Origin of the sequence: Micromonospora craterilacus (genome assembly GCF_003236315.1) — a bacterium.
Classification (GTDB): Bacteria; Actinomycetota; Actinomycetes; order Mycobacteriales; family Micromonosporaceae; genus Micromonospora; species Micromonospora craterilacus.
The window spans coordinates 14,825-31,190 of sequence record NZ_POTY01000020.1; the positions used below are offsets into that span (position 1 = coordinate 14,825).

The following is a 16,366-nucleotide window of genomic DNA, read 5'->3' on the forward strand; positions in this document are numbered from 1 at the left end:
CTCGGCAACGGCTCGGCGGACGTAGCGATCGACTTTGCCGGGTTCTCGGGTGAGACGCTGCGGGACGCAATCGCTGAGGCACTCGACATGGTGCGTGCCGGTCGATCTGCTCCCGAGACCATCAGCGTCCGCCTGCTGATCTCTGACATGTCGGTGCCGATGGCGCTACCGGCCCTCGCCGCAACCGGGGCGGACGATCCTGCTGTCCGGAAGCGGGCAGAACGCATCACCCGGCGGGCCGCCGACGGGATCATCGACCAGGTGCAGGAACTCGCCGACCTCGGCCTCGTAAAATCCGCGACGGTGGACGTGCGGACGCACAGCATCGCGCCGACCTTCAAGCTCTACATGCTGAACGGGCGAGAGGCGTTCTTCGGCTTCTACCCGGCAGTCAAGCGTGAGGTGACGATCGGCCGAGAGTCGGTCGAGATCTTCGACCTGATGGGCAGGGATGCGACCTTGTTCCACTACGCCGTTGACGAAGACGAGGCGTCGCACGGTACGCAGTTTGTCGAGTCTGCCCGCCTCTGGTTCAACTCAGTGTGGGACAGCGTCGCGCGCGAGTACCGGTCGTGAGCGCCCCGAGGCTGTCCGACCTGGTAGGCGTTGGGCCGTTGCTCCTGGACTTCGACGGGCCGGTCTGCTCGATTTTCGCGGGGTATCCCGCGCCGCGCGTGGCTGCCGAGTTGATCTATCTGCTCGGTGCGGAGCGGGTCGAAATTCCTCGCGACGTGTACTACGAAGAAGATCCGTTAGCCGTACTCCGTTGGTGTGGCGAGACATGTCCACCAGAACTCACGGCGACGCTTGAGGACACCCTATGCGCCGCTGAGAGGTACGCCGCTAGCGTCGCGGCACCCACCCCATTCGGGCATGAGGTGATCCTCGGCGCGCACGCCCTCGGCGTGCCGGTCGCCGTGGTAAGCAACAACTCGGCGGTGGCGATCGAGGCGTACCTGACGGCCCATGATCTCGCCGCATACGTCACGCCGATCATCGGCCGGGCATACGCAAATCCGAGGCGGATGAAGCCGGATCCCGCCCCGGTCCTCGACGCGGTGCGCGCACTTGGAGCCGCGCCGGGGTCCTGCGTGCTGGTCGGCGACTCGCTTTCCGACATTGAGGCGGCTCGCGCCGCCGGGGTCGCCGCGATCGGCTACGCCAACAGACCGTGGAAGATCGACGCCTTCGCGGCGGCCGACATCGTCATCACGTCGATGGGGGACATCGCCGAGGCTCTGTCCCCGGTGTCCCCGCTGTCCCGCGATTGAGCTGCGGAAACAAGGGGGCTGAGGCCTTGTTTCGTGTCCCCCGTGCCCCCCGAGCGGGACTGAACTGCCAGCGATCGGGGTCAGCTGACAACGGGAGCCCTGGATCGATCTTGCAGCACAACAGGCGAAGCTACGACGATAGAGCCTCGACAAGGCGCCACATCGCCGTTGACGGATTGGCATCGGGTGGCTCGCCCAAGGACTTTGCACGCCGGACGGCGTCTTTCACGCCGTCACGAAACTCATCGAATCGGAGCGCAGTTTTGTCCCAATCAGAGATGTGCTCGCGCAGTCTATCCGCCGCTCGCCGCCCGTCCTCTATATAGCTTGTGCAGTTCCCTTTGTGTAGCACAAGCCAGACCTCAAAGCAGGGATTCGACCAGAGCAGCTCGACATCGGTTGCATCAGCAAGGATCGAAGCCGCCGAAGTGGCATAATGATCAACGTCACAAACAGCCCATGCTTGATCGTAGTCGTCTCGGTCTCTCCGTTTCGCTGCTCCCTTAACAACCTCCTCGGGAGAGCCGGATTCGAAGACGACAACAACCTTTCCCGGCTTCACCCAAGGTTCTTTTTTCAGTGCATTGAGATAATCTCGCTCAGTCTTGTCGCCGTTAGTCGCAATGAGAATCGCCGAACGCTGCTCACGTATGCCGGTCTCACGACGAAGGTTTGTGACCCTGCCTTGCCCTAAGCTAATAGAGCTGCGAGACTGCACGTAACGACCTCGCCGAGGACTCACTCTGTATCACCTCGGCCGGCAAGTGCGCGCTCAAATAGCGCAAACGAAAGGTCTGGCACGCCACCATAGTTGCCGTTCAGGTAGCGTCGCTGCCTATTCTCGCCTTCTTTTCGAGGCTTGAAGTCAGTTAGCGGATAGACAACGGAGGAACCCTCCTCGTCCTTCTCGACGAACCAAATTTCGTCGCGACGGAGAACTTCCTCCGTGTCGAAGGTTCCGAGTAGTGCGGCATCATGACTAGTGAAGATGAGTTGGCTGCCACGGGGATTGGTCTTCTCACTTTGGAAAAGTGCTATTAACTTCGCGGTTAGCAGCGGATGAAGACTAGCGTCGATCTCATCGACAGTCATCGTTCCACCAAGTCTTAGAACTACCGAAGCGTCGATTGCTAGGTCGAGCAACTGCTGCGTTCCCGAGGACTCATCTGCAAGTTCGAGCATCACTTTTCCGGAAGCTCCACGGTGGGCAAACTGGATACGTCGCTCGCTACGCGCAGCGGCTTCGCGCGTTAGTCGACGCGGCACCCCCGTGGAAGCCGCAGTTTCGGATGGCAAATCTTGGTCCGAGAGGTCCGCAAATAGTGGCGGTTGGATCGGTGTTGGCGACTTAAGCGTGACATCGACAATGCCGATATCTGCAGCCCTCAATAGATCGACAATAACGAGCCTGTCATCCTCAAACTCCGGGAAAGCCATGCTGAGATGACGGGAAAGCCGGGGACCTGGCCGCGACCGCGTTCTGGTTCGAAAGAACCACCGATAGACGCTATGGAGCGGTTCGGCGTCAGGAGTGTCCGACTCTGTTCTCCGACGACTGAACCTTGCCACTGTAGACATGAAGAGGGCCGTCGGTGCTGTAATCTCGGCGATCCGCTCTAGGTCGGGCTTTTTGCCGGACTCTTCCCCCCAGACGAAATCATCGCCATCGCGTTCAAAGACGCGCCTGCGGCGATTCAAGGGATAGTAATAGAGCCACTCCTCCAGGATCCGTTCATTGTCGAGAGTAAACCCGTAGGTGTATCGGACGTTCTTGAGCGTTAGATCCACAATGTACCGCGATGGCTCAGCCAGGCATGCCGCATCTAGGCGGAACGGATCCCGCACTAGCCCAAGTCCCGGCTCGACCTCCCTGTCGGAAGAGGTGACCATCCGGCGCATGTAGCTCAAGGCCTGCAGGCAATTGGATTTGCCTGATGCATTTGCCCCAAAGATCCCTATGACCCTTACTGCATCATTTTGAAGGTTTTCGGGGTTCTTGCGATCATATACCTTCATGAGATTCAGTTGCTGTTCATAGCGGAACGAACGATGGTTCGCGAAGCGGAAACTTAGCAGCATGGCGCTCCGAACCTCCTTCGTGTCATGGCTTCAGCCCTCTACGTGCGAGTAAACCACGCGATGCGACCTCAACGCACTGGCTTGCACAGATCAACATCCTAAGTCAGCAGTGGCTGAGTAGGCTGGCCAGCCTCGGTGCAGCGCTGGTCCACACCCGTCGTCTCGCAAGAGATAGGGAGACAACGTGCCGAGAGACACGGCCTTCCGCTAGGCCAGCCCTTATGTCCCTCTTGTCCGTTACTGCAGCCCTGAGTGCCCTGGCGTTGCAAGCGCGCATCTAGCCCAAGGCGAGGCGGGAACGCGCGTCATGGTCCGGTGGCATGGCATGGCATGGCATGGCATGGCCTGCCTGCCTGCCTGCCTGCCTGCCGGGCGGTGCGGCGAATGCATAGCTCGTCGGTACCGGACGAAGTGGCCGCCAGGACTGCCGGCACCGAGCGGGTTGCTTCAAAGTCGGGCCATTGACGGGCCATTACGGCAGGCCACGTGAGGCAACTCCAGACCACTCAAGAGTTGGTTAACCTGCCCGGCGGCACGATCAAGAGCGGCCCTTGTACGGTTCCCAAGCTGACAGTGCGGGTTCGATTCCCGTCACCCGCTCCACGATCAAGGCCCTGGCCAGGACGACAGTCCCAGCCTGGGCTTTCAATGTTCCAAGGTCAAGGATCATGCGGCGTGCCATTGGCCTGCCATTAGCTCTACTGGCCGCCGGTCTCGTCCCGTTCGGTCGACCGCTTCTTGCCCTTCTTGCCGCCGGCCTTCTTGCCCCTTGTCCTTGCCGCCGGTCGCCCTTCTTGCCCTTCTTCCGGTCCGCGCGCACCGCCTCGTGCAGCGCATGGGCGATGGCGCGGTCAGCTTCCGCCGTTGCGTGTTGGTAGATCAGCGCCGCTTGCGGCGAGTCGTGCCCCATCCGGGCCATCAACTCACGGATGCTTGCCCCGGTCCGGGCGGCGAGAGTGTTCCCGGTGTGCCGCAGGTCGTGAAAGTGCAGGTCCGGTTGACCGATCCGGGCAACGCTGGCCTTCCAGGCGATGAGCTTGTTCAGGTTGCCTCGCCAGATGGGCCGACCGCTCTCCGTGGTGAACACGAACGCGTCCGGGGTGCCATCGACCTCAGCGGCCAGGTGGTCACGGACAACCTCGACGACCGCCGGAGGCAGAGCGATCCGCCGTCTGCCAGCCCGGGACTTCGGCGGCCAGATCAGCCGGGGGCGGATCACCTCATCGGGCACCACAAGGGCTACCAGCCTCCCCGGACGGGGCGACAAGGTCGTTCGTCCGGTAGGGCGCTCCACCTTGTCCCCGTCCGGGGAGGCTGGACGGTCTACGACTGCCCGACGACGAGATCCGCTAGCTTTCCCGGTCAGCGCCCCCAATACTCGCAGCGTGATCACCAAAGACCCTCACGCCCCACGGCTGACTCGCGTTCCTCATCCCGCCGACAGTCCCGCGCTGCCCATCTACATGGTCATCTTCTTCGTCTTGGGTCTCGCCGGATTCGGCACACATGGACTGGCTGACGGCGGGGAAGCAATCATCATCGCGAGCATCGTCTCGGGGGTGTTCTTCACGTGCTTCCTGATCCTGTTCGCGATCTATTGGACCGGATACCTACTGAAGGGACACGCCACCTGGCAGGCCGAGCGCCAGGCCGAGTCCGATGGGCCATCCACGGGCCAGTAGCCAGACGGCTCAGCGGTCACGAGCGGGCACGAGACGCAAGCGGATCGGGTGCCGCCCACAGGCGTTTCGGGCATCACGACCGCTTAAGCACGCTCTTTCAAACTGGCGTGGCGCGGGAGATCGAGGGTGCCGAGCTCTTCCTCTACCCGGGTGCCGGTCACCTCTTCGCCGACGCCGGCAGCGTGGACTACGACGAGCCCGCCACCGAGCTGCTGATGCGCCGCACGCTGGAGTTCCTCGCCCGCCTCGACTGAGCCCACCTGCCCTGGTCCCCGTACGCTGGCGATCATGCGCATTGGCATCGTGATCCTTCCCGACCAGCGCTGGTCGGTGGCGCAGCACCGGTGGCGGCAGGCCGACGAGTGGGGCTTTGACCACGCCTGGACGTACGACCATCTGGGCTGGCGGGACCTGGTGGACGGCCCTTGGTTCGACTCGATGGCCACGCTGACCGCCGCCGCGACGGTGACCTCCCGGATCCGGTTGGGCACGCTGGTCGCGTCCCCGAATTTCCGGCATCCGGCAGCCTTCGCCCGGCAGGTGACGGCGCTCGACGACGTGTCCGCCGGGCGGGTGCTGCTCGGGGTCGGCGCGGGCGGCATCGGCTTTGACTCGGCCGTGCTCGGTGGTGAGACGCTGCCGCCGCGGCAGCGGGTGGACCGGTTTGCCGAGTTCATCGAGCTGCTCGACGCGATCCTGCTCAAGGACGGGACGAGCTGGCGGGGTGACTGGTTCGCGGCGGTGGACGCGCGGAACAACCCGGGCTGTGTCCAGGTGCCCCGGGTGCCGTTCGTGGTGGCGGCCAACGGCCCCCGTTCGATGCGACTGGCCGCCCGGTTCGGGCAGGGCTGGGTGACCACCGGCCCGGGTGAGGACGACCTGGCGGCCTGGTGGGCCGGGGTCGCCGAGATGGTGGCCCGGCTCGACTCGACGCTGGCGGCCGAGGGGCGCGACCCGGCCAGTTTGGATCGCTACCTGTCGTTGGACTCGGCGCCCGTGTTCTCGCTGAGCAGCGCGCAGTTCTTCGCCGACCAGGTCGGGCGCGCGGCGGAGCTGGGCTTCACCGACGTGATCACGCACTGGCCCCGGGAGAGCAGTTGGTACGCCGGCGACGAGGCGGTCCTGGTGGACGTGGCCACCCGTCTGCTGCCGGAGCTGCGCGCCGGTGGCGACGACGGCCTCCAGACCGGCCGAGCTGAGTAGGAGCGCGCTGAGCGCAAGCCCGGCACCGCCGGCGGCGGCTGTTATTAAGGGGCCCTTCCTCTACCGGAGGCGTTAACAAGGGCACCCTCCTTGCGGCCGCAGTCGGCTTGCGGGCGGTACGGTCGGTGGTCGACGACAAGGAGATGTCCATGGCGGACAGACGTGCGGTGCTCATCCCGGGACGTGGCTACGACACGCGTTACCCCCTCTTCCTCTATCTCGGGGAGGCGCTGCGTCGGGCTGGCTTCGGGCTGCACGGGATCTCCTGGCAGGTGCCGGACGACTTCGACGTGGACACCATCGGTCGGTGGGTGTGCGATCAGGTCGCCCCGACCCTGACCGAGCGCACCGACCTGCTGGTGGGTAAGTCGCTCGGCACGCTGGCCGCGCCACTGGCGGCCGCTCGGGGGCTGCCCGCCGTCTGGCTCACCCCGTTGCTGCACCGCGGCGAGGTGGTCGACGCGCTGCGCCGGGCCACCGCCCCGTTCATCCTGGTGGGCGGCGCGGCCGACTCGTCCTGGGACGGCGCGGTCGCCCGGCGGCTGACCCCGCACGTGCTGGAGATCCCAGCCGCCGATCACGCGCTGATGGTGCCCGGGCCGTTGGCCCGTTCCGCCGAGGCGCTCGGTCGGGTCTGCACGGTGGTCGAGGACTTCGTCCGCTGAGGCGGTCAGCTGGGCAGGTCGGCGCCGGTCAGGAGGCCGTGGATGCGTAGCTCGTGCGCGGTTGCCGGCGGGCAGTCGACCATCACGGCGGAGGTACCCAGGGCCTCGGCGCCCCGGGCTGCGCAGATGTCGTAGATGGCGCGTACCTGGGCGGCGGTGGCGACCCAGTCGTCCACCACCAGCACCCGGTCGCCGGTGCCGAGGTGCCGGTCGTGGACGGCCAGGTCGACGCGTCGGCCGCGGAAGTCGGGTGGGCTCTGCGCCCAGGTCAGCGGCCCGGCGGGCAGTCGCCCATCGCCCGGCTTGTGCGCCGCCACGAATCCCACGCCGAGCGCCGTGGCGGCCAGCGGGCCGAGCAGCAGCCCGGTGACCGCTGGGGAGACGACCACCGTGGGCCGGGCCGAGCGGAACGGGGCGACCAGCGCGGGACCCAGTTCGGCGAGGGTCGCCGGGTCACGCCACCAGCCGGAGATGTCGCTGACCAGGTGGCTCGCGCCGGGGCCGGGGTCGACCCAGCGGAACAGCTCGACGAGGCGTTTGCTCAGCTCAGCGGCCATGTCACCATCCTGCGTCAGCGCTGCGGTGAGCACCGGCCCGCCCGGCCGATCACGGGTCGGATGATCGGCTGCACGTATCACCGCAATTGCGGTCATATCAACATGATCACGTTGACTTCCGAAGTGCTTCTCTCGTTATGGTCCGACCCGATTTGATCCGCTGAGGAAAGGACCGGGCCGGTGGTTGGTAGGCACACCCGTACCCGCAGGATCACCTCGCCGGCCGGCCTCGCGGCCAGCGCCGTGGTGGCCGTGACCCTCGCCGTCGGGGGAACCGTCGGCGCCGTACGGCTGACCGCCGAGGCGGAGCCGGTCCGGCCGGCCGCGATCGACCTGTCGCCGACCCTCGAACCCGATGACCTGACGACCGGCTCGCCGACCACGTCGCCGAGCGCGAGCGTCTCGCCGAGCGCCAGCGTGTCGCCGAGCCCGACGGCGAGCCCGACGCCCAGCCGCACCGCGCAGGCGCCGTCGCGGAGCAAGCCGCGTACGGCCAGCCCGTCGCCGACGCCCACCGCGAAGAAGACGACGGCCCGCCCGGTTGTCGACACCGGTTCGTGTGGCGCCTCCTTCTACTGGGAGGGCCAGATGACCGCCAACGGCGAGACGTTCAATCCGGAGGCGCTGACGGCCGCCCACAAGACGCTGCCCTTCGACACCCGGGTCCGGGTGACCAACCCGGCCAACGGCAAGTCGGTCACCGTCCGGATCAACGACCGGGGTCCGTTCATCGACGGGCGTTGCCTGGACCTGTCCCGGGCCGCGTTCGCCGAGATCGCCTCGCCCGACCTCGGGCACATCGAGGTCCGGTACGAGGTGCTCGGCTGAGCTGTGCCGGGCGGCGATCGGCTCCGGGCCGCGATCCGCGCGGTCAGAACCGGCTCGTACGACGGGTCAGGTTCATTCTTTCGTTCATCTCCATCGGGCATGCTGTCGGATGTACGCACGCAACTCCTCCAGCCGGGCCGCGGCCCGCTGAGCCCCGGATCCCGCGCCGGCCTCGGCGCGGCTCTCGTCCTGCTCGTGATCGTCTCGGCGGTCGAACTGGCGGACGGCCGCGAGGCGAACTACATCGCGTTGATGGTGGCCGCCCCGTTCCTGGCCGCGGCGCTGGCGTCCTGGCGGATCGTGCTCGGGGTCGGCGCTGCCGCGTCCGTGCTCGGCGCGGCCTTCGCCCTGGCCGAGCGCACCCCGTCGCTCTCCACCGCGGTCGCCGTGGCCGGCATCGCGCTGGGTACCGGCATCGCGGCGGCGGTGGCGTCGGTACGGGAACGGCAGGCCGAGCGGATCGCCGAGCTGTCGAAGCTGGCGGCGGTCGCCCAGCAGGCGGTGCTGCGCCCGCTCGGTCCCCAGGTGGGCGCGCTGTCGGTGGCCGGCCGGTACATCTCCTCGACCGCCACCGCGGAGATCGGCGGCGACCTGTACGAGGCGATCGACACCCCGTACGGCGTACGCATGATCATCGGGGACGTACGCGGCAAGGGGCTGGAAGCGGTCCGCCTGGCGAGCATCGTGCTGGGCTCGTACCGGCACGTCGCCTACGAGCGGGCCGACCTGCGGGCCGTGGTGGCGGACCTGGACCGGGCGGTGGCCCGCAGCGTGGGCGACGAGGACTTCGTCACCGCGGCGCTGGTGGAGGAGCGGGGTGGCACCCTCACCATCGTCAACTGTGGACATCCGGCGCCGCTGCTGCTGCGCCACGGCGCGGTGATCCCGCTGGAACCGCCGGCCCCGGCGCCGCCGCTGGGCTTCATGCCGGTGGTCCGGCCGCGGGTGGAGCGGCTGGAGCCGGGCGACCGACTGCTGCTGTTCACCGATGGGCTGGGTGAGGCGCGCCGGGACGGCGAGTTCTTCCCCACCGCCGACCGCGCGTGGCGGTTGCTCGGGCACGGCACGGTCGCCGACGGCCTGGCCTCCCTGGAGACCGCGCTGGTGGAGTGGGTGCACGGCCGGCTCGACGACGACATCGCGCTGGTGCTGATGGAGTACACCGGTTCGCCGAGCGCTGCGTCGGCGGCGGTGCCGAGCTGGGAGGTCGGCGCGGCCGAGAGCTGACCGGCCCAGTGGCCGACGCTGCCTAGCCGGAACCTGAACCGCAGGTGTGTAATCGCTGTCACTTCAGCGGTCGGCTTGTCGCTGCCTACCCGCGAGTAATACAGTCGGGGTTACTGATCGGTAATACCTGTCCGGAAGCGGGGCCAGCCACATGACCCACTACAAGAGCAACCTTCGGGACCTCGAATTCAACCTGTTCGAGGTGTTCGGGGCGGACCGGGCGTTCGGCCAGGAGCCGTACTCCGACCTCGACGTCGACACCGCGCGCAGCTTCCTCGTCGAGGTCGACCGCCTGGCCCGGGAGGATCTGGCCGCCAGCTACCAGGACAGCGACCGCAACCCACCGGTCTTCGACCCGGCCACGCACACCGCGCCGCTGCCGGAGTCGTTCAAGAAGTCGTACCAGGCGTTCATGGAGTCCGAGTTCTGGCGCCTGGACCTCCCCCCGGAGCTGGACGGCACCAACGCCCCGCGAGCGCTGTGGTGGGCGCTCGCCGAGCTGGTGCTCGGCTCGAACGCCCCGGTCTGGATGTACGCCTCCGGCCCGTCCTTCGCGCACGTGCTGCACGTCGAGGGCACCGAGCAGCAGAAGAAGTGGGCCAAGCTGTTCATCGACCGGCAGTGGGGCTCGACGATGGTGCTGACCGAGCCGGACGCCGGCTCGGACGTGGGCGCCGGCCGTACCCGGGCCATCCAGCAGCCGGACGGCTCGTGGCACATCGAGGGCGTCAAGCGCTTCATCACCTCCGGTGAGCACGACCTGACCGACAACATCGTCCACTACGTGCTGGCCCGCCCGGTCGGTGTGGAGGGCGTCGGCGGTCCGGGCACCAAGGGTCTGTCGCTGTTCGTCGTCCCGAAGTACCACTTCGACGAGAACACCGGCGAGCTGGGCGAGCGCAACGGCGTCTTCGCCACCAACGTCGAGCACAAGATGGGCCTGAAGGTCTCCAACACCTGCGAGGTGACCTTCGGCGAGCACGGCGTGCCGGCCAAGGGCTGGCTGCTGGGTGAGAAGCACGACGGCATCCGGCAGATGTTCATGATCATCGAGTACGCCCGGATGATGGTCGGCACCAAGGCGATCGCCACCCTCTCCACCGGCTACCTGAACGCCCTCGAATACGCCCGGAACCGGGTGCAGGGCGCCGACCTGACCCAGTCGGCGGACAAGAGCGCCCCCCGGGTGACCATCACCCACCACCCCGACGTGCGCCGCTCGCTGCTGTTGCAGAAGTCGTACGCCGAGGGGCTGCGGGCACTGGTCTGCTACACCGCCTCCTGGCAGGACCGAATCGCCATCGCCGAGGCGGCCGGCGACGAGAAGGCCACCAAGCTGGCCAAGCGGGTCAACGACCTGCTGCTCCCACTGGTGAAGGGCGTCGGTTCGGAGCGGGCGTACGAACTGCTCGGGCACGAGTCGCTGCAGACCTTCGGCGGCTCCGGCTTCCTCCAGGACTACCCGCTGGAGCAGTACGTCCGGGACGCCAAGATCGACACGCTGTACGAGGGCACCACGGCGATCCAGAGCCTCGACCTGATCTTCCGGAAGATCGTCCGGGACAACGGCAAGGCCCTGATGGCGGTGGCCGGTGAGATCCAGGAGTTCATCACCACCGAGGCCGGCAACGGCCAGCTCAAGGAGGAGCGTCAGGCGCTCGGCAAGGCGCTCGCCGAGATCCAGACCATCCTCGGCGTGATGACCGGCTGGCTGGGCGAGGCGCAGGGCGGCGACGACCGGGCCCTCTACAAGGTCGGGCTGGGCAGCCGGCGGTTCCTGCTCGCGCTCGGCGACCTGGTCGTCGGCTGGCTGTTGCAGCGGCAGGCCGACGTGGCGCTGATGGCGCTGGCCGGCGACCTTTCGGCCGCGGACAAGGCGTTCTACACCGGGAAGGTGGCCGCCGCCCGGTTCTTCGCCCGCGAGGTGCTGCCGCGCATCGGCGCCGACCGGCGCATCATCGAGAGCACCGATCTGGACATCATGGACCTCCCGGAGGAGGCGTTCTGAGTCCAGCCGGTGATCCGGCAGCCGGCGGGCACGAGCCCGCCGGCTGCCGCGGTTCGCGGCCCCGACCTGGGTCGACATCGGACGATGGGTTGTCGGCCGATGGTGGCCGGCCCCGGACCTGTCCCGGTGTTGGCCGCAGACCGAAGCCTGAGTGGTTTGGGCCATCTACCTGAGCTTCGTCCGCCTCCGCCCCTGTCGAGAGACGCGCCGGGGCGCGTTCGCCAGCCGATGGTGCGGGTAACCCCCGAGCAGCCGGGTAACCGGACAATTCAGAGCACGCCCAGAAGCAACCGCACGAGGGAGTGCCGCGCACATGGGCATTGGTAGTGGGATCTTCCTGATCGCGATCGGCGCGATTCTGACCTTCGCCCTTCGGGCCAACGTCTGGTGGGTCGACCTGCGCGCGGTCGGTTGGGTCTTCATCCTGGCCGGACTGGCCGTTCTGCTCACCACGCTCTGGTTCTGGCAGGACCGCCGCAAGCGGGCCCGGACCCTGATCGTGGAGGAGAACCGGCTGTCTCATCCGACGGCGATGATGCCGCCGCCTCCCGACCCGCCACCGCCGACCGCCCCGCCGAGCTGAGGCATCACGCGCGGCTGAGCCAGCGGGCCACCGATGGGTGGCAGCTGGTTCAGCCGCCTGTGGCGGTTTCAGCCGCGTGCGGTGTGCCGGGCGCTGATCAAGGCCGTGCCGCGGGCCAGTTCGGCCCACGGGACGGCCGGTCGGTGCACCACCAGGTCGGTCGTGCGCAGCCCCTCCGGATCGGCGTGCGGCGGGTCGAGCATCTCGGACAGTAGGGAGATGCCGGGGTTGTGGGCGATCAGTAGGACCGTGGTCGCAGTCGGCTCGACCCGCCGGACCAGCGTCAGCAGATCCTCCGGATGCGCCTCGTAGGCATCCGGCTCGTAGCGGACGATCGGCAACGGCCCGGCCGGGCCGCCCTCGGACGGTGAGCCCGTCATCCCCATCTCCACGTTGTGCCAGGTCTGCCGGGTCCGCAGCGCGGCCGAGCAGAGCACCACGTCCGGCAGTAGCTCGTGCCGGGCCAGCCAGAAGCCGGCCGCGGCGGCGTCGGCACGCCCACGGGCGGTCAGCGGACGCTCCACGTCGGGGCCATCGGTCGGCTGTTCGGCCTTGGCGTGCCGCAGCAGCACGAGCATCCGTTCATCCACCGAGGCGTCCGTCATGTCTCCAGCTTGCCCGATTGGCGATCTCCGTGCCGGGGTAAGTCCGTCCGTGCCGCAACCTCACCCATGGCCGCGGCCGAGTGGAACGTCAGCGTCAGAGCCGAGGAGACGACGAGATGGGCATCGGTGGCAGTATCTTCCTGATCGCGCTGGGCGCGATCTTCGCGTTCGCCGTGGAAGCGGACCTTGGCTGGCTCAACCTGAGCGTCGTCGGCTGGGTGCTGATGCTCGCCGGGGTGGCCGGCCTGATCGTGACCCTTCACTTCTGGAACTCGCGCCGGCGTGCGGTCGTCACCCCGGTTCGTGAGGAGCGGGTGGTCGCCGACCGCGCCGTGCCGGTCCGGGACGACCGGGTGGTGCAGGAGTACCGCGAGGTGCGCCGGCCCGACCGGACGATCTGACCTCCCGACCGGGAACGGGCAGGGGTGACGGCACTCCCGTCGCCCCTGCCGGCGTTGGTCAGGCGAACAGCGCGAAGTAGATGGCGATGTGGTGGCAGATCGCCGCGACCAGCGTGCAGGCGTGGAAGAACTCGTGATGCCCGAAGACGGTCGGCCACGGGTTGGGTCGGCGTAGCGCGTAGAAGACCGCCCCGACCGTGTAGATCGCCCCGCCGACGATGAGCAGCACCAGCGCGGTCACGCCACCCTGACGGAGGATGTCGGGCAGGATCGCCACCGCCACCCAGCCGAGCGCCAGGTACAGCGGGGCGGAGATCCACCGCGAGGCGTGCGGCCAGACCAGCTTGAGCGCCACGCCGGCCAGGGCGCCGCCCCAGACCACCGCGAGCATGATCACGGAGGCGCGGGTCTCCAGCAGCAGGATGCAGAACGGTGTGTACGTGCCGGCGATGAACAGGAAAATCATCGAGTGGTCCATCCGCCGCATCACCTGAAAACCGCGGGTCGACCACACTCGACGGTGGTAGAGCGCGCTGGTGCCGAAGAGGCCGCAGACAGTGAGGCTGTAGACGGCGCAGCTGACCAGCGGAGTCCAGCCGGGACGGGCGGCGGCGATCGAGCAGAGCACGATGCCGCAGACCAGGGCGACGAAGAACGCGTACGTGTGCAGCCAGCCGCGCATCCGGGGTTTACCGATGTCGACCGGCTTGAGCCGGGGTCGGGCGGAGGTGGTCACGCCCTTAGGTTACGGCACCGTAGGTTACTTTCGGGTAGTGTGCCCGGTCACGCTTCCCGACAAGCAGACGACGCGGGCGTGGACGACGGCAGATGGCCGGGGAAGCGCCGCAGCGCCGCCTTGGTCCGCGGTGCCCGTCACCGGTCCGGGAGGATGGCGGAATGCGGATCCGACCGGTCGGCGCACACGCCCTGCTGCTCGACTTCGCCGTGACCATGGGCGCACCGGACGCCGCCCCGCCCGACCTCGGGGACTCCGCCGCGACCCAGCGTCCGGGCGAACCGCGGCATCCTGCGCGACACACGCCATCACGGCCACAGGACGGCGATGTCGCCACGACGGTCGAGGCGTGGCGGGCCGAGCTGTGGCGCCGCCGGGACCAGGGTGACCTGGTCGCCACCGAGATCGTGCCGGCCGCCGCCACCATCCTGCTCGACGGCGTACCGGACCCACCGGCCACGGCAGCCCGGATCGCGGGCTGGACGCCGGCACCACCGACCGCCACAGCCGCCGCCGGCACCATCGAGGTGCCCGTGACGTACGACGGGGAGGATCTGCCCGCCGTCGCCGCCCACTGGCGGGTGGACGTACCGGCCGTCGTGCGCCGCCTGCGGGAGACCGAGTTCCGGGTGGCGTTCTGCGGCTTCGCACCCGGCTTCGGATACCTGACCGGGCTCCCCACCGAGCTGGCGGTGCCCCGGCTGGCCACCCCCCGCCCGCGGGTACCGGCGGGCTCGGTCGCCCTGGCCGGCCCGTACGCCGGGATCTACCCGACCGCGTCACCCGGCGGCTGGCTGCTGGTCGGGCGGACCGGGCTGACCCTGTTCGACGTACGCGCCGATCCGCCGGCCCGGCTCACCCCCGGCACCCGGGTCCGGCTGGTGCCAGCATGAGTGAGCCGGCGATCGAGGTGCTCCGGGCCGGGGCGCTGACCACCGTGCAGGATCTCGGCCGCCCCAGTTGGGCGCACCTGGGGGTACCCCGCTCCGGGGCGCTCGACCCGGGCGCGCTGCGGCTGGCCAACCGCCTGGTCGGCAACCCGGAGTCGGCAGCCGGCCTGGAGATCACCCTGACCGGCTGCGACCTGCGGCCGACCCGGGCCACCACCGTTGCCGTGGTCGGCGCGGAGGTCGACGTGCGGGTGGGCACCCGGCCCGGGGACACCGGCCGCCCGCTGGCCGTACCGGGCGGGACGGTGCTGCGGATCGGTCCCGCCCGACGGGGTCTGCGCAGCTGGCTCGCGGTGGCCGGGGGCATCACCGTCACCCCGGTGCTGGGCAGCCGCGCCACCGACACCCTCTCCGGACTCGGGCCGGCACCGCTGCGCGACGGCGACCTGCTGCCGGTGGGCGCACCGGCCGGCCCGCCCGCCCCGGTCGACGTCACCGTGCCGGTGGTACCCCCGGCGGAGCTGCACCTCGCCGTGCGGCCCGGCCCCCGGCACGACTGGTTCACCCCGGCCGCGCTCGACCGGCTGCTCGGCACGGCGTACGAGGTGAGCCCGCTGAGCAACCGGGTCGGCGCGCGCCTGACCGGCGCACCGTTGCCCCGCGCGGTGGCCGGGGAACTGCCCAGCGAAGGGATTGTTCTCGGCGCGGTGCAGGTGCCGGCGGACGGCCAACCGTTGATCTTCCTCGCCGACCATCCCACCACCGGCGGGTATCCCGTCATCGCGGTGGTGGACGACGTGACCCCGCTCGCGCAGGCCCGTCCAGGCACTACCGTGACGTTCCATGGATCTGAACGCTGATCTCGGTGAGGGATTCGGTGTCTGGCGTCTCGGCGACGACGAGGCGCTGCTGGACCTGGTCACCTCGGCCAACGTCGCCTGCGGGTTCCACGCCGGGGACCCGTCCACCATGCGCCGCGTCTGCGCGGCCGCCGCCGAACGGGGTGTCGCCGTCGGAGCCCAGGTGGGCTACCGGGACCTCGCCGGGTTCGGTCGGCGGCACATCGCGTACGACTTCGCGGAACTGCGTGACGAGGTCCTCTACCAGCTCGGCGCGCTCAACGCGTTCTGCCGGCCGTACCGCACCCGGGTCCGCTACCTCAAGCCGCACGGCGCGCTCTACCACGCGGCGGCGTGCGAGGAGTTGCCGGCGGCGGCAGTGGTCGCCGCGGTCGACGACTACGACCGGGACCTGCCCGTGCTCTGCCCGCCCGGCTCGGTGCTGGCCCAGCTCGCCCAAGGGGCGGGGCTGCGGGTGGTGGCCGAGGGGTTCGCCGACCGGAACTACCTGCCCAACGGCCAACTGGTGCCGCGTACCTCGCCCGACGCGCTGGTGACCGAGCCGCCGGAGGTGGCCCGCCGGGCGGTGCGGATGGCCACCGAGCGGACCGTGGTCGCCGTCGACGGCAGCGTGATCCCGTGCGTGGTGGATTCCATCTGCCTGCACGGCGACAGCCCCGGCGCGGTGGCCGCCGCGGAACTCGTCCGCGCCACCCTCATCGACGCCGGCGTAACCCCCACCCCATTCAACTGAGGTGAAGGAAGGGCCCCTTTTTAACGCCTGGTGCAGGT

19 protein-coding genes and 1 pseudogene are annotated in these 16,366 nt (G+C 68.7%); 14 read left to right on the forward strand and 6 right to left on the reverse strand.

Going from position 1 to position 16,366, the window contains the following annotated elements; all coding sequences use genetic code 11:
* Positions 1 to 21 precede the first annotated feature (21 nt).
* Both C1I95_RS05600 and C1I95_RS05605 read left to right on the forward strand, forming a co-directional pair.
* Positions 22 to 576, forward strand: a pseudogene (locus C1I95_RS05600) (GntR family transcriptional regulator); the annotation flags it as partial.
* A 38-nt stretch (positions 577 to 614) separates the two neighbouring features.
* Positions 615 to 1,271 carry an HAD family hydrolase gene (locus tag C1I95_RS05605; protein ID WP_233513377.1) on the forward strand — a complete coding sequence of 219 codons (657 nt, stop codon included), beginning with the start codon at positions 615 to 617 and terminating at the stop codon, positions 1,269 to 1,271.
* Between the two features lie 130 nt (positions 1,272 to 1,401).
* Here C1I95_RS05605 and C1I95_RS05610 read toward each other — a convergent pair whose 3' ends face one another.
* The 3 genes from C1I95_RS05610 to C1I95_RS36190 form a co-directional block, all read right to left on the reverse strand.
* On the reverse strand, positions 1,402 to 1,989 hold the full coding sequence (locus C1I95_RS05610) for an RloB family protein (protein ID WP_158566301.1): 588 nt from the start codon (positions 1,987 to 1,989) through the stop codon (positions 1,402 to 1,404).
* 20 nt (positions 1,990 to 2,009) lie between these two features.
* A complete protein-coding gene (locus C1I95_RS05615) occupies positions 2,010 to 3,350 on the reverse strand; it encodes an AAA family ATPase (protein WP_111212687.1) in 1,341 nt (446 codons plus the stop codon).
* A 538-nt stretch (positions 3,351 to 3,888) separates the two neighbouring features.
* On the reverse strand, positions 3,889 to 4,581 hold the full coding sequence (locus tag C1I95_RS36190; RefSeq protein ID WP_233513378.1) for a tyrosine-type recombinase/integrase: 693 nt from the start codon (positions 4,579 to 4,581) through the stop codon (positions 3,889 to 3,891).
* Positions 4,582 to 4,735: 154 nt separating this feature from the next.
* On the opposite strand from C1I95_RS36190, the gene C1I95_RS35720 reads away from it, so the two are divergent.
* The 4 genes from C1I95_RS35720 to C1I95_RS05635 all read left to right on the forward strand — a co-directional run bounded on the left by C1I95_RS35720 (position 4,736) and on the right by C1I95_RS05635 (position 6,900).
* The gene (locus C1I95_RS35720; RefSeq protein ID WP_199523620.1) at positions 4,736 to 5,032 is read left to right on the forward strand and encodes a hypothetical protein; all 297 of its coding nucleotides are present in this window, start codon (positions 4,736 to 4,738) and stop codon (positions 5,030 to 5,032) included.
* Positions 5,033 to 5,139: 107 nt separating this feature from the next.
* Complete coding sequence (locus C1I95_RS35725; RefSeq protein ID WP_199523621.1) at positions 5,140 to 5,286, forward strand: dienelactone hydrolase family protein; 147 nt, start codon at positions 5,140 to 5,142, stop codon at positions 5,284 to 5,286.
* Positions 5,287 to 5,320: 34 nt separating this feature from the next.
* A complete protein-coding gene (locus C1I95_RS05630) occupies positions 5,321 to 6,235 on the forward strand; it encodes an LLM class flavin-dependent oxidoreductase (protein ID WP_111212689.1) in 915 nt (304 codons plus the stop codon).
* Between the two features lie 149 nt (positions 6,236 to 6,384).
* A complete protein-coding gene (locus C1I95_RS05635) occupies positions 6,385 to 6,900 on the forward strand; it encodes an alpha/beta fold hydrolase (protein ID WP_111212712.1) in 516 nt (171 codons plus the stop codon).
* A gap of 5 nt (positions 6,901 to 6,905) precedes the next feature.
* On the opposite strand, the gene C1I95_RS05640 is transcribed toward C1I95_RS05635, so the two are convergent.
* Positions 6,906 to 7,457 carry a phosphoribosyltransferase gene (locus tag C1I95_RS05640; RefSeq protein ID WP_111212713.1) on the reverse strand — a complete coding sequence of 184 codons (552 nt, stop codon included), beginning with the start codon at positions 7,455 to 7,457 and terminating at the stop codon, positions 6,906 to 6,908.
* A 180-nt stretch (positions 7,458 to 7,637) separates the two neighbouring features.
* Here C1I95_RS05640 and C1I95_RS05645 point away from each other — a divergent pair, with 180 nt between their 5' ends.
* The 4 genes from C1I95_RS05645 to C1I95_RS05660 all read left to right on the forward strand — a co-directional run bounded on the left by C1I95_RS05645 (position 7,638) and on the right by C1I95_RS05660 (position 12,103).
* Positions 7,638 to 8,285: a septal ring lytic transglycosylase RlpA family protein gene (locus tag C1I95_RS05645; protein WP_111212690.1), complete on the forward strand. Its 648-nt coding sequence runs from the start codon at positions 7,638 to 7,640 to the stop codon at positions 8,283 to 8,285.
* A gap of 99 nt (positions 8,286 to 8,384) precedes the next feature.
* Entirely contained in the window at positions 8,385 to 9,512 is a 1,128-nt protein-coding gene (locus tag C1I95_RS05650; RefSeq protein WP_111212691.1) for a PP2C family protein-serine/threonine phosphatase, read from the forward strand.
* Between the two features lie 151 nt (positions 9,513 to 9,663).
* On the forward strand, positions 9,664 to 11,520 hold the full coding sequence (locus tag C1I95_RS05655) for an acyl-CoA dehydrogenase (protein WP_111212692.1): 1,857 nt from the start codon (positions 9,664 to 9,666) through the stop codon (positions 11,518 to 11,520).
* 313 nt (positions 11,521 to 11,833) lie between these two features.
* Positions 11,834 to 12,103 carry a DUF6458 family protein gene (locus C1I95_RS05660; protein ID WP_111212693.1) on the forward strand — a complete coding sequence of 90 codons (270 nt, stop codon included), beginning with the start codon at positions 11,834 to 11,836 and terminating at the stop codon, positions 12,101 to 12,103.
* A gap of 68 nt (positions 12,104 to 12,171) precedes the next feature.
* On the opposite strand, the gene C1I95_RS05665 is transcribed toward C1I95_RS05660, so the two are convergent.
* Entirely contained in the window at positions 12,172 to 12,708 is a 537-nt protein-coding gene (locus C1I95_RS05665; protein ID WP_111212694.1) for a SixA phosphatase family protein, read from the reverse strand.
* 116 nt (positions 12,709 to 12,824) lie between these two features.
* Between C1I95_RS05665 and C1I95_RS05670 the strand changes: the two genes are divergently transcribed.
* Positions 12,825 to 13,109 carry a DUF6458 family protein gene (locus C1I95_RS05670; RefSeq protein WP_111212695.1) on the forward strand — a complete coding sequence of 95 codons (285 nt, stop codon included), beginning with the start codon at positions 12,825 to 12,827 and terminating at the stop codon, positions 13,107 to 13,109.
* A gap of 58 nt (positions 13,110 to 13,167) precedes the next feature.
* Here C1I95_RS05670 and trhA read toward each other — a convergent pair whose 3' ends face one another.
* Positions 13,168 to 13,845: a PAQR family membrane homeostasis protein TrhA gene (trhA, locus tag C1I95_RS05675; RefSeq protein WP_111212696.1), complete on the reverse strand. Its 678-nt coding sequence runs from the start codon at positions 13,843 to 13,845 to the stop codon at positions 13,168 to 13,170.
* Between the two features lie 161 nt (positions 13,846 to 14,006).
* On the opposite strand from trhA, the gene C1I95_RS05680 reads away from it, so the two are divergent.
* The 3 genes from C1I95_RS05680 to C1I95_RS05690 are packed head-to-tail and all read left to right on the forward strand — an operon-like array spanning position 14,007 to position 16,328.
* A complete protein-coding gene (locus C1I95_RS05680; RefSeq protein ID WP_111212697.1) occupies positions 14,007 to 14,738 on the forward strand; it encodes a 5-oxoprolinase subunit B family protein in 732 nt (243 codons plus the stop codon).
* A complete protein-coding gene (locus C1I95_RS05685) occupies positions 14,735 to 15,595 on the forward strand; it encodes a 5-oxoprolinase subunit C family protein (RefSeq protein ID WP_111212698.1) in 861 nt (286 codons plus the stop codon). Before C1I95_RS05680 ends, C1I95_RS05685 begins: the two co-directional genes overlap by 4 nt.
* Entirely contained in the window at positions 15,579 to 16,328 is a 750-nt protein-coding gene (locus C1I95_RS05690) for a LamB/YcsF family protein (protein WP_111212714.1), read from the forward strand. The genes C1I95_RS05685 and C1I95_RS05690 overlap by 17 nt, the downstream gene beginning before the upstream one ends.
* The last annotated feature ends 38 nt before the right edge of the window (positions 16,329 to 16,366 follow it).

Excerpts from the sequence above, each read along its gene's own strand:
- C1I95_RS05680 (WP_111212697.1), top strand. The coding sequence starts at position 14,007 with ATGCGGATCCGACCGGTCGGCGCACACGCCCTGCTGCTCGACTTCGCC.
- C1I95_RS05635 (WP_111212712.1), top strand. The coding sequence starts at position 6,385 with ATGGCGGACAGACGTGCGGTGCTCATCCCGGGACGTGGCTACGACACG.
- C1I95_RS05650 (WP_111212691.1), top strand. The coding sequence starts at position 8,385 with ATGCTGTCGGATGTACGCACGCAACTCCTCCAGCCGGGCCGCGGCCCG.
- C1I95_RS05665 (WP_111212694.1), bottom strand. The coding sequence starts at position 12,708 with ATGACGGACGCCTCGGTGGATGAACGGATGCTCGTGCTGCTGCGGCAC.
- C1I95_RS05640 (WP_111212713.1), bottom strand. The coding sequence starts at position 7,457 with ATGGCCGCTGAGCTGAGCAAACGCCTCGTCGAGCTGTTCCGCTGGGTC.
- C1I95_RS05655 (WP_111212692.1), top strand. The coding sequence starts at position 9,664 with ATGACCCACTACAAGAGCAACCTTCGGGACCTCGAATTCAACCTGTTC.
- C1I95_RS05670 (WP_111212695.1), top strand. The coding sequence starts at position 12,825 with ATGGGCATCGGTGGCAGTATCTTCCTGATCGCGCTGGGCGCGATCTTC.
- C1I95_RS05685 (WP_111212698.1), top strand. The coding sequence starts at position 14,735 with ATGAGTGAGCCGGCGATCGAGGTGCTCCGGGCCGGGGCGCTGACCACC.
- C1I95_RS05660 (WP_111212693.1), top strand. The coding sequence starts at position 11,834 with ATGGGCATTGGTAGTGGGATCTTCCTGATCGCGATCGGCGCGATTCTG.
- C1I95_RS05615 (WP_111212687.1), bottom strand. The coding sequence starts at position 3,350 with ATGCTGCTAAGTTTCCGCTTCGCGAACCATCGTTCGTTCCGCTATGAA.
- C1I95_RS05690 (WP_111212714.1), top strand. The coding sequence starts at position 15,579 with ATGGATCTGAACGCTGATCTCGGTGAGGGATTCGGTGTCTGGCGTCTC.
- C1I95_RS05630 (WP_111212689.1), top strand. The coding sequence starts at position 5,321 with ATGCGCATTGGCATCGTGATCCTTCCCGACCAGCGCTGGTCGGTGGCG.